Below are 12741 nucleotides of genomic sequence, written 5' to 3'. Positions count from 1 at the left end.
CCAATTGTAGAACCAATTGTAGAACCAATTGTAGAACCAATTGTAGAACCAATTGTAGAACCCGATCGAAATGATTCTCAGTTATTAATTCAGACAGACGATCCGCGTACTTTGCTACGCTGCCTACCGCAAGTTTTAACGGGCGAGTGGACACCAGAAAAATGGGATTATTGGTTACAGACGGTTCGTGAAGCGGACACTTTAGCTGAAGATGAGCGCGCGCTGGCACGTCAAGGCATGATGACAGGTAAATGCAACGGTAACGCTGTATTTATCACTGGCGTTAACAGTAAGCATCTACAAAGTACGTTTTTACAGCTGACAGCGAAGTTGCAACAGCAGTTTCCACAGACAGAGATTAGTTTGCAGACAGATACCAATATTATGCAAGCGGATAACCAAACTCCTGAACGCCGCCAACATCAACGTTTGATACAAGCGACGACTGCCGCAGAGTCAAAGTTACAGCAGTCGCCTGTCATGCGTTATTTGAGCGAGCGTGGTGAAGGCAAAATGGGCAAAGTAAAATTGAATTAAAGAGTAGTTGTTGAGCTGTACTTAATCGATAGAGCGTTAATATATATTAAAGAATGCAAACTATTTTCTGATGGTCGCTTTTTAATTTAAAGCTAAATGAACGCTAGCGTCTATTCTTTAAAATGTATAATAAAGCGTTAACACCTTGATATTATTAGCTTTAATAGTAAGTTATGCTAACCAATCAATACGGTAAAGCATATAAAAAAATACTCAAAATAAGATATAATGGTTAAGTTATATTAAAAACTGTAAAACAGCCTAGGTGAGAGTATGATAGATAATTTACGCGGTATGGCTGTGTTTGCCAGTGTGGTCGGACACGGTTCTTTTAGTGGTTCAGCTCGTGAACTTGGCATCACTACGAGTGCAGTTAGCCAACAAATCCGAGCCCTAGAAAATGAGTTAGGAGTGGTTTTACTACATCGCTCAACTCGTAAGTTAAGCTTAACGGAAGCAGGTGAAAGCTTCTATGGCGCGGCAAGAGACGTTGTCAGCGCGGCAGAGCAAGGCAGAATTAAGGTCAATCAGTTGCGTGATGAGCTGGCAGGTAGCCTACGTATTGCTACTACGCCTGAGCTTGGGGTGAATCATATTCTGCCAGCTTTATCCACATGGATGGCTGCACATGACGATTTAAGCATCACTTATTTTGCAGACAATCATTATATTGACTTGATTGATGAGCGTATTGATATTGCTATTCGTATGAGTCCTAGTATTAACGATTCGACATTAAGCAGCCATCCGCTCACCGATGTTCGTCAATTGCTGGTCGCCTCACCGCAGTATTTACGTCAGAATAATAAGATTGAAATTCCCAAAGATTTGGTTGATCATCAGCTTATTTGCATTGATATCATGAAAGATCCTAATCAAGTAGAGCTAACCCAGACAGAGACAGGTAAAAAAATACGTACTAAAATGGCGTCACGTATTCATACCAACAATGTCTTTATGGCGACAACCTTAGCCAAAGAAGGACATGGCTTGGTTAGAATGATGGAAATGGATATCAAAAAAGAACTAGAAAATGGCGATTTGGTTGAAGTGTTAACGGGCTATCAATTATCAAGCTTTGTGTTATATGCCGTGACGCTCAGTCGAGAACAACAGCCTGCTAAAATAACCCGCTGCTTAGAAGTGCTAAAAAAATACTTTCATGCCGGTTAAGGCTTAATGCTGTAAATAGCTAATGAGTAGTCTGTTAATAAACAATAAAAAGCCCTTAGATTAGTCGTCTAAGGGCTTTTTTAGAACAATATTTAAAACGCTATTTTTTAAGCTATATATTAATGTAATGCTTTTAAGAAATATTTTTAAGCTGGCTTTAAAATAAAGGCTGTAATAATTTAAGCAGGCGCTCTACCACTTGTTCGCTGTCATTACGGCTGATATTTAGTGGCGGCAATAGGCGAATCACATGACCGCCTGTAACATTAATAATTAGTTTTTGCTCGTCACGAGCCTTATCAACCAGTTGGCTACAGTCCATCGTTGCAGGCAAAGCAAGACCAATCATCATCCCAGCACCGCGACTACTAACGCCAAATTTCCCGAGCGCATCGGTGATACCGTCGCGGATAAATTGTCCTTCTGTGACGGCATTATCCATAATGTCACTATTTGCTAATACGTCATACACGCTGTGTACCACACGGCTGGCAAGCGGTGTGCCGCCATACGTCGAACCATGACTGCCCGCACCAAATAAGCCATTTGCTCGTCCACGTACCATACAAGCGCCAACTGGAAAACCGTTACCAAGCCCTTTGGCTGTGGTCAACACATCAGGACGTGCGTTGCTGTGCTGATAAGCAAAGTATTTACCCGTACGACCGTTACCAGTCTGTACCTCATCAATCATAAATAACCAATTGTGCGCGTCACATTCTGCTTGTAGTTGTTCTAAATAAGTAAAGCCATTTGCTGCCGTATTAAGACCGCCTTCACCCTGAATTGGCTCGACCAATATTGCACAAATATCATCGTGCTCTATTGCCGCTTTTTTAACTGCTTCGATATCGCCAAAAGGCACGCGAATAAAGTCATCATCTAAAGTAAAAAAGCCTTCGCGTGCTTTTGGATTCGCTGTTGCCGATAGGGATAATAAGGTACGACCATGAAAGGATTGTTCCATTACAATGACTTTTGCTTGTTTAAAGCCTTGATTATAGGCATATAAACGTGCCATTTTTAGCGCCGCTTCATTGGCTTCAGCGCCACTATTAGCAAAAAACACACTGTCCATCTGCGCGGCTGTGCAAAGGGCTTCACCAGCGCGTTCCTGCCAATCAATGCCGAATAGATTACTGGTATGCACGAGCGTTGCCGCCTGTTGCTGAATCGCTTCTGTCACTTGCGGATGGCAATGTCCCAAACCACATACTGCAATACCAGTTAGTGCGTCCAAATACGGGGTGTCATCTTGCGTGTATAACCAACTACCTGAACCACGTGTAAAGCTGATAGGTTGACGAGCGTAAGTAGGCATCAGATAAGTAGCTGACATGAAATATCCTTAAAAAAGTAAATGGTAAATGAGACAATCACTATAGTTATCATTAAAAGCTAACGTTACTGGCAAGCTTTCATTTTAATCCCGTTAAATAAAGAGAGATGATAAAGAGTGCTGGTATAAATATATTGATGTATCAATTAAGCAGCGCTCATGCCTTTATAATTCATCAGAGAAAGGTGACACTTCAGCAGGTAATGTATATTCTTCGCTTGCCCACGCACCCAAATCTATAAGCTTACAGCGCTCACCACAAAACGGCTTCGATTTATTATCTTGCCATGCTGTATGAGTGCCACATTGAGGACAGGGATAGGTTTTTGGTAGCGGACTTGGGTTTGATGGCGTCATAATAACTGAGGTGAGCCTCGTAATATATCAAAAAATTAGAATAATAAGATGTAAAAGCAGTATATGAATAGAAACAGCGTAGGAACGGATCGTTCAAGCTATTATAATAGCATGCGCATCTTAAAAGACAAATATGAGTCTTATTTAAGTAAAATTTATAAATGCTGTCTGACACTATTGAGTATAATTATAAATAGCCTAAGTAATAAGATACAAGAAATAAATATCTTATATCATTAACAACGCAAAACATCTAAATACAAGGCAAAAATTTTATGACTGATGAAACAGTAACTTTTGAAAAAATGAATGAAACATCTCTCTCTCACCAACAGCAACGTGCTTTTCAGCCAGAAAAATTATCAGCACCACGTGATTTTAGCAAGCCTAGTATGCTTTTAAATAAAGATGCCAACAGCATGCCAATTATTATTGAAATTGGTGCAGGAAAAGGCAAACACGCCCTCAGCTTTGCTGCTGCCCATCCAAATAAGCATTTAATCGCTATTGAACGTACCCGTAATAAGTTTGAAGCTTTCGCTAAGCAAGCAGAGCTGCAGAATTTAGCTAATTTAATACCGGTTCATGCGGATGCGATTGCATGGATAGTTCATGCTATTAAACCTAAGAGTATTGCAAAGGTTTATATCCTTTATCCAAATCCAGAACAGCACAATCCCAATCAACAATGGCTAAACATGCCCTTTTTTGAATTTTTATTATCTCGACTACAAGAGGGTGGAGAAGTGGTATTAGCCACCAATATTGAAGCGTATATGGATAACGCTGTGCAGCAGGCGAAAATAGTATGGCAACTACCCACATTGCGTCAACCAGTAGCAAGCGATAGTCAGCGGACTCATTTTGAAGTTAAATATTTAGCGCGTAATGAGGCTTGTTGGGAGCTTATAATGCAAAAACCAGAAGGTTATCAAACCCGTTTTGATAATTGGGTTGCAAGTTTCTGAGCATGAGTAAACGAGTATAATAACTAGAAAGTAGAGATATATATAAAATAGCCTAAGTATTTATATTAATAAAATAAAAAAACCGCTACTAAAAAGCGGTTCAAAAACTATCTATATTAATTATAAAAAACTGAGCTACTGACTATAAATAAGGTTTAACCAAAGTATTAGAGTCAGTATGCACATCCATCACTGTTAAAAAGGTATAAGCTCCAATAAACTTACGGCTAATAAACATAAACTCTTTGGGAGGTAAATTAAACTCAAAGGACTGCATAGCGCGTCTGGCATTAGCAGAAATACGTGAATGCAATTTACTGTGCGCCCAGATATAACGATTTTCTGCATCTAAACAGAATTTAGGGATATCAGTATTTAGCATAGGATTACTAAAGGGCTCAGTTGCTAACAAGAATAAAGAAGCTACATTAGACTTAACTTGCTGGCTCATCGTATCAAAGAACTCATAACCCGTCATTGCCGCCATCATCACAGTGTGGTCATGATAATAGCCTGCTCGTAATAGAGCGTGGGCTATGGTCAATAAGTTATGGTCAAACTGCCGAATAGCACCAAAATCTAGCAATATCAGTTTATCTATTTTGCTATTATCAGTCGCATTATCATCACTTAAACGCACCAAATAGTTACCAAAATTGGGATCAGTTTGCATCTCGCCCCAGACAAATATCTCTTGCATCATAATTTCGATGGCGGCTTGACCAATGGCGTTGCGACGTTCAGAAGGTAATGACTTTAATGTATCAGAGGTTACCGTGACTCCAGGCTCATAAGACATACACAATAAGCGTTTACTAGAATATGCACGGTTAATTTTGGGCACCACATAGCGTGGGTCATTCTGCAAGCGTCCATAAAAACGTTCAGTTGTTGCTGCTTCAACCGTATAATTGACTTCGTTATGTAATAAATCGCGTATTTCTTCAAACCAAGTATCTAATGAGCGGGTTTGTGGTACGACATTACTGACTTTTAATAATCGCTTAAATAACGCTAAATCGGAATCGATTGCTTCAGCCACACCCGGATATTGGATTTTTAATACTACTTCTTCGCCAGTGGCTATAATGGTAGCGCGGTGGACTTGCGCTAGTGACGCGGTGCCAATAGGTACGGTATCTACCTTTAACTCTTTTAGCTTATCACCCAATATACGCTGTAGATTTTGTTCTATTTTTGACCACGATAAGGTGGCAGTGTCGTCATTTAACGTTTGCAGCGCACGAGTGATTTCTCGCGGCAACACATGTTCACCATATAATGCCAGCATTTGCCCAATTTTGACCACAGAGCCCTTTAATTTGCCCAATTCTTCTGCCACATATTGCGCCTGCGCTTCCATAAAGGCTTGGTTGCGCGCGGTACGGGCCTTCTTATCCAAGAAAATCCCAGAAACACTATTGCCAGCCCAGCGTCGTCCTACATTTAAGGAGGTTTTAGCAATCGACAAGCGACGCTCAAATCCTGACGTTTTCAGGTTATCAATAGATTGCTTGCTTTTAGAAGAGTTAGACGTATCGTGTTCCATAAATATAATCATTCATCAAGTTAGTCATGATTTGTGGGCATCAGACGTACAATACAAGGAGGGTATGATGCTAATAAGCAAAATTGTATCATAGAACGGACAGGAGGTTGATAAGTCACGACCAGCTTATTGAGGTTGCTTTGTAATGATGAAGGTAAGGTAGGATAAAAAGATTAATTACAGCTTAAAAAAATGACCTAGTGATGTACTAGGTCAAAGATTAAAACATTAGAAAATATAGTTATTTATAATTTATTGGTTGTGCTCGCGGATAATAGCATGGTGACCAATATCGCGGCGATAATGTGCTCCATCAAAACTAATGGCAGCAGTAACAGCAAGTGCTTTTTGCTGTGCGCTTAAGATGGTATCTGCCAAGGCGGTGACACATAAAACGCGTCCACCAGCGGTTAACACCGATTGTGCATCATTAGGGTCGATTGCCGCTCCTGCCAAAAACACTTTAACTGATTTAGTGTGGTCAGTGGTTAATGCAGGCAAGCCAGTAATGGCATCGCCTGAAGAAGACGATTCAGGGTAGCCTTTAGACGCTACAACGATACCAAGGGCGCAGCGTGTATCCCATTCTGCTTGTGCAGGTAATTGACCCGCTAGCCCTTGGCTTACCAAATCGACCATTGATGACTTTAGGCGCATAAGAATAGGCTGCGTTTCTGGATCACCAAAACGGCAGTTAAATTCAATCACAAATGGATTGCCAGCGTCATCAATCATCAAGCCAGCATACAAGAATCCAGTATAAGGATGACCGGCAGCTCTCATGGCATCAACAACTGGGCGAATGACTTGCGCCATAACCTTATCATGAACATCAGGGGTAACTACTGGTGCTGGAGAGTAAGCACCCATACCGCCAGTATTAGGACCGGTATCGCCTTCAAATGCTCGCTTATGATCTTGGCTGGTTGCCATGGGTAAAATGTTATCGCCATCGACCATACAAATAAAACTGGCTTCTTCACCTTGTAAGAACTGTTCAATGACCACGCGACTACCCGCATCGCCAAACTTATTGTCAGCTAACATATCATCAATGGCGGAATAAGCTTGTTCAATGGTTTCAGCAACGATAACGCCTTTACCAGCGGCAAGTCCATCCGCTTTAATGACAATGGGTGCACCTTGCTCATCAATATAAGCCCTGGCAAGGTCGGCATCGGTAAAGCCCTGATAAGCAGCGGTTGGGATATTATTGGCTGCCATAAATTCTTTGGCAAATGTTTTTGAGCCTTCTAACTGCGCGCAATAGGCGGTTGGTCCCCAAGCTGGGATTCCGGCATCACGGCAAGCATCAATAATACCTGTAACAAGGGGCGCTTCAGGACCAACGATAACCATATCAATGGCGTTATCTTGGCAAAATTCAATGACAGGGCTATGATCAGTATCGCTTATCGTAGATTTTAGCATTACGTTTTGGCATTTATGTTCAAAAGCAGTACCAGCATTGCCGGGCGCGACATACACATTTTGTACTTTATCGTCTTTTGCACATTGCCACGCCAGCGCGTGTTCGCGACCACCTGAGCCAATCACTAAAATATTCATCATCTGTTTTGCCCTTAGTATCCAGTAGTAGCTATCAAAGGTTAAATAGCGAAAGCGTTATTAATGTTTATTTTATATTCAGTCAATTAAGTGTTAACACGTCGACATATTCTAACAAGAAAACAGCATGAATTGCCATGAGTATCATAATCAATCATATATTCTATAATGATATAGTGCTTATCATATTCATAAAGGTTATCAAGGTAGGCTTGATTCATGAAATGATGTTGGGGGGTGGGCAATATTGTATAGGTGCGTTACACTTTAGGTGACGAACTCTGTCACGCACAAGTCTTAGGTAAGAAGAAAATCAATGATACGTGCATTAATAAGCAAGATCATCAAAACAGATAGCTGGACAATATAACAACCTTCATTACGCTTTATCATAAAAGGATTCATGTTATGCCAAACGCTTCGCACACAATCCAACCGTGTGCTCATACTACTGAGATGCAGAATAATTTGCCAACAGAGCAGCTGCGCCAGCGTTTTCTAGATCATATTCCACCCATTCACCAATCCCGTTTTGATGACAAAACAGTACAGGATGATATCAAGCGCTTATTAAGCTTGACCGCAAGCCAGCCTATGATTTGGCATTTGTATCAATCGGCAACAGATGCAGACAATCAATTACACTTAAAGCTTTACGGTAATCAGCAGCCAGTAACCTTATCTGATGTATTGCCTGTGCTTGAAAACTTCGGCGTAGCGGTAATTACCGCGCAGACGTATACCTTTGATTTGGCAGGACAGCCCATTTGGATGCAAGAGTATGAGCTGACGTTGGCGCATGTTGATAATGTCGATATGAAAGTGGTGCGCAGCCAGTTTGAAAACAGTCTGCAAGAGATTTGGTCTGGGCGTGTCGATGATGACGGCTTTAATGAGCTGGTGTTAACCACAAAATTGGATACTTATGATGTAGTGGTACTACGTGCGTTGTCGCGATATATGCACCAAGCCCGCGCTGGGTTCTCAATACGTTATATCAGACAGACAATGATTAAATATAGCGCCATTAGTGTGCTATTGGCAGAATTGTTCGATGCAAAAATGAACCCTAGTCATAATGACAGTGAGCGTGCAGAAAAAATAGCACAGTTCCAAGAACAAATTAAAACAGCGTTATCAGATGTTGATAGCTTGGATGAAGATCGCATCTTGCGTTGGTATTTAGATTTGATTAATGCCATGTTGCGTACCAATTTTTATCAAGTCGATAACAATGGTCAGCGTAAAGACCGCTTATCGTTTAAATTTTTGGCATCCGCAATTCCTAATTTGCCAAAACCGAAGTTAATGTTTGAGATATTTGTCTATTCACCACGCGTGGAAGCGGTACATATGCGCGGCGGTAAGGCGGCACGTGGCGGATTACGCTGGTCGGATCGAGCAGAGGATTTCCGCACGGAAGTTTTAGGACTGGTTAAAGCACAAATGGTCAAAAATGCGGTGATTGTTCCTGTTGGTTCCAAAGGTGGTTTTATTGTTAAATCCAAAACCATAGCAGATGGTCGCGAAGCGTTTCAAGCGGAAGGTATTGCCTGCTATCAAGCGTTCCTTCGCGGTATGCTCGATGTGACCGATAATATCGTTGATGGTAACATTGTCCCGCCAGCCAATACCGTGCGTCATGATGAAGATGACCCTTATTTGGTGGTTGCTGCTGATAAAGGCACGGCTACTTTTTCGGATATTGCCAATGCGCTATCTGCAGAATATAACTTTTGGCTGGGCGATGCCTTTGCCTCTGGTGGTTCGGTCGGTTACGACCATAAAGCCATGGGAATTACAGCGCGTGGTGGTTGGGAGTCAGTAAAACGTCACTTCCGAATACGCGGCATGGACATCCAAAACCAAGATGACTTTACAGTCATTGGTATTGGTGACATGAGCGGCGATGTCTTTGGTAATGGTATGTTGCGCTCAACGCATACCAGGCTGGTGGCAGCATTTAACCATTTACATATTTTTATCGACCCTAATCCTGATACAACAGCTTCTTATTCAGAACGCGAGCGTTTGTTTAAATTGCCGCGCTCAACGTGGGAAGATTATAACAAGTCATTGATTAGCCAAGGCGGTGGTGTATTTGCGCGTACTGACAAAACCATTGCTATCACCCCTGAGATGAAAGCGCTGTTTGCGATTACGGAAGACAACCTTGCGCCTAATGACTTTATCAGCGCCTTGTTGCGTGCACCGGTTGATTTGATTTGGAATGGCGGTATCGGCACTTATGTAAAAAGTGCGGCTGAGACCAATGCTGATGTGGGCGACCGTGCAAATGATGCAGTACGAGTAAATGGTGGCGATCTACGCTGTGCGATTGTAGGTGAAGGCGGTAACTTAGGCTTTACCCAGCGAGGGCGTATCGAATATGCACAAACCGGTGGTCGTATTTATACCGATGCTATTGATAACTCGGGCGGCGTTAACTGCTCGGATCATGAAGTGAATATTAAAATCTTGCTGGGTGAAGTCGTTGAAAAAGGCGACATGACACTTGAGCAACGTAATGAATTGTTAGAAAGTATGACTGATAGTGTTGCAGCGCGGGTATTGCGCCAAAACTATCTGCAACCTCAAGCGATTGAGTTGAGTCATTTGCGCGCTGCGGCAAATCTAAGCGATCATCAACGCTATATTCAGCTGTTGGAAACAGAGCAACGCCTTGACCGAGCAATTGAATATTTACCATCTGACGACGAAATCGCTCGTCGCCAAAAAGCGGGTACAGGTTTAACCAATCCTGAGCTGGCAGTGGTCATGGCATACGGAAAAATGTGGGTCTATGATAATTTATTATTGTCCGATGTGCCTGATGCGCCTTATTTCGTGAATGAATTACGCAAATATTTCCCCGCTGAGCTATCAGATCGTTTCTTTAATGAAATGGTTGAACATCGCTTGCACCGCGAAATTATCAGCACTTATCTCACCAATAGCGTGGTCAATCGTCTGGGTATCGAAGCGTTATTCCGCTTAACGGAAGAAACTGGGCAGCCTTTATCGACCATCATCCGTGCTTATACAGTAACGCGTGAAGTCTTTGAAGTACCTGTCGTATGGCAGCTACTTGAAGCATTAGATAATAAAGTAGATGCTACACGCTTGCTACAGCTGGAGCTGCGCTTGCGTGATGCCATCGAAAGTGGTGTGGTGTGGTTTATTAATGCCTTTGGTCCAGACTTGAACGTTAACGATTTAATTGAGCGTTTTGTCGGTAGCGTTGGACAATTGACCCAAAAAGGCGGCTTTATCGAGCAAGAGTTTGCCCAGCATTTGCAACAAGAAACCACAAGCTTAATTCAAGATGGTTTGTCTGACAGTGACGCTGCGCTATTTGCCATGTTGCCATATCATGTTGACGCCCTTGATACCGCGAGACTTGCGGAGAGCTACGAGCGTCCAGTTGATGAGATTGCGGCATTGTATTTCGAGGCTTATCAAGTGTTGCAGCTTGATTGGTTGATTAATAACATATCAAGCTTACCGCAGCACGACTACTGGGATCGCCGTGCCCGTCATGCACTTGCAAATGAAGTCACACGTAGTTTGCGCTTATTAATGGACACGCTATTATCCCAGCCAAATCCAGCGCAAGCGTTTGAAGATTGGAAAGTGCACCATCATCACTCGCTTGCCGCTGTACAAGCAGAAATGCAAAAGCTCAATGAGTTGGAGAGTAGTGATGAAGAAAATGTGATTAGCCTATCGACATTATCAGTATTAATGAGTGAAATCAGTGTCTTAGTCACCAAATAGCAGTAACCGTAAAAATAATCAAGAAGTCGTTAATGAAAATAACTGGCTGAACAATGATTACTTATTAATAAATCATAACTTATGATAGCTAATTCTGTAAAAAAACCACTATTATGATTAATAGTGGTTTTTTATTGTTGATTCACGCTAGCAACTTTAAAAGCCTATCATTTAATCTGTATATTACCTAAGAAGCGTTTTTAAGCGCACCATTCTTCCTTGTTTTTCAACCCAAACGGTATCACCCTCATCACGATAGCTGGTAAATTGCGGCGCTAAAACCACTTTGGCTTGATCATTGATAACACCATACTTTCCTGCTTGCCGATACATATACAGCTGGTGATACAGCAGTTTTGTAATGGGTGCACTTGATGCTAATCGTATTTTACCAGTGGCATCAATAATCTGTGCGCTGACAATGTCGTCTTTAATATCCTCGCTAAATCCCGTTGCGGTGCTACCTGCAACTAAAGTGCTGCGTAAAAATAATAGCGGCGTCACATTGCTATTAAAGGCTTCTACATGCTGATTGGACGCAAACGGGATAATAGTCTTGTGCTGCTGGTTGATAAGTGCTGTTTTCTGTTGCATACGGGCTTGCAGATAAAGTGGCTTATCGGTACAAGGATTTAATGGCTGAAGCGCATCATAAACTGAGGGAATGACCCATGTGCCTTTATCATCCAATAACCCTACTTTGGGTGTTTTTATAATGGACTTTGACGTGCCAGCCCCAGTCGCTGCAATCACAAAATAGTCGCGATCTTTATTACTATCATAATGCGCGTGACTGATAGAGGTGGGTAGTAGGGCGCGCGGTGCTCTTGCGGCGCGCAGGCGTGGAGCAGGGACTTGTACTTTTTGTTTGGATTGTTTAGCACTGGTTTCTACAGGTAAAGGATAAATCCAATAGCCATGGCGATCAATGATACCTTGCTTGGTGACTCCGTCTGGCGTGTGATTACTGAGGATAAAGCTGGTATAAATATCGGGTTCAAAAGTGACATCATCATATCTAAACGGAACAATCACGTGACCTGTAGCGGTCACCACTCCTTGTTTGCCATATCGCTGCGCCCATACGTACTTATTCATCAGCACATAGGCGTTGGTCAGTTTATCTAAAACAACGCGACCTGTTGGATCTTGTAGCTGCTGAGTGCCGTCTGCCAGCTGTATAAGGTTACCAGCAAACTGTTTGTCATTCTCAATGCGCTTAAAATAACTGCTCGGCAGCGTATCGGCACAGTTCATTGATGCCGAGGCAGTGGTTGCTGTAGACACTGCCAGCGTTGTCGCAATCGCTATACTAATGGGTAGGAAAACTATTCTAGTTTGAAAAATATTTGGGTGAAAATTCCGTGTATAGCAAGTGAGCGCACACTGGGCACTGCTTATTTTCTTAGCATACATCGTGCGAAGTATCATCATACCAACCTCCTAATATCAGGGTGTAAATGCTTAATACT

7 protein-coding genes and 2 pseudogenes are annotated in these 12741 nt (G+C 42.2%); 4 read left to right on the top strand and 5 right to left on the bottom strand.

Going from position 1 to position 12741, the window contains the following annotated elements:
- A pseudogene (locus tag H2245_RS06470) lies at positions 1-537 on the top strand (DNA polymerase III subunit gamma/tau); the annotation flags it as partial.
- 273 nt (positions 538-810) lie between these two features.
- Complete coding sequence (locus H2245_RS06465) at positions 811-1710, top strand: LysR family transcriptional regulator (protein WP_182406552.1); 900 nt, start codon at positions 811-813, stop codon at positions 1708-1710.
- 157 nt (positions 1711-1867) lie between these two features.
- On the opposite strand, the gene H2245_RS06460 is transcribed toward H2245_RS06465, so the two are convergent.
- On the bottom strand, positions 1868-3049 hold the full coding sequence (locus H2245_RS06460) for an aspartate aminotransferase family protein (RefSeq protein WP_182406551.1): 1182 nt from the start codon (positions 3047-3049) through the stop codon (positions 1868-1870).
- 165 nt (positions 3050-3214) lie between these two features.
- Positions 3215-3406, bottom strand: coding sequence for a DNA gyrase inhibitor YacG (locus H2245_RS06455; RefSeq protein WP_182406550.1), 192 nt, complete (start codon positions 3404-3406; stop codon positions 3215-3217).
- Between the two features lie 275 nt (positions 3407-3681).
- Here H2245_RS06455 and H2245_RS06450 point away from each other — a divergent pair, with 275 nt between their 5' ends.
- Entirely contained in the window at positions 3682-4374 is a 693-nt protein-coding gene (locus tag H2245_RS06450; RefSeq protein WP_259365112.1) for a DUF938 domain-containing protein, read from the top strand.
- A gap of 142 nt (positions 4375-4516) precedes the next feature.
- Here H2245_RS06450 and H2245_RS06445 read toward each other — a convergent pair whose 3' ends face one another.
- Both H2245_RS06445 and purD read right to left on the bottom strand, forming a co-directional pair.
- Positions 4517-5923, bottom strand: coding sequence for an AarF/ABC1/UbiB kinase family protein (locus H2245_RS06445; protein WP_182406549.1), 1407 nt, complete (start codon positions 5921-5923; stop codon positions 4517-4519).
- A gap of 252 nt (positions 5924-6175) precedes the next feature.
- Positions 6176-7492, bottom strand: coding sequence for a phosphoribosylamine--glycine ligase (purD, locus tag H2245_RS06440; RefSeq protein WP_182406588.1), 1317 nt, complete (start codon positions 7490-7492; stop codon positions 6176-6178).
- Positions 7493-7975: 483 nt separating this feature from the next.
- Between purD and H2245_RS06435 the strand changes: the two are divergent.
- A pseudogene (locus H2245_RS06435) lies at positions 7976-11269 on the top strand (NAD-glutamate dehydrogenase); the annotation flags it as partial.
- 183 nt (positions 11270-11452) lie between these two features.
- On the opposite strand, the gene H2245_RS06430 reads toward H2245_RS06435, so the two are convergent.
- Positions 11453-12703 (bottom strand): WG repeat-containing protein, encoded by a 1251-nt coding sequence (locus H2245_RS06430; RefSeq protein ID WP_182406547.1) that lies wholly within the window; start codon positions 12701-12703, stop codon positions 11453-11455.
- Positions 12704-12741: the final 38 nt, after the last annotated feature.

It is taken from the genome of Psychrobacter sp. GP33, from assembly GCF_014119005.1.
GTDB lineage: Bacteria > Pseudomonadota > Gammaproteobacteria > Pseudomonadales > Moraxellaceae > Psychrobacter.
The sequence above is the reverse complement of the archived record's forward strand: the minus strand, read 5'-3'. Positions and strand labels throughout refer to the sequence as shown.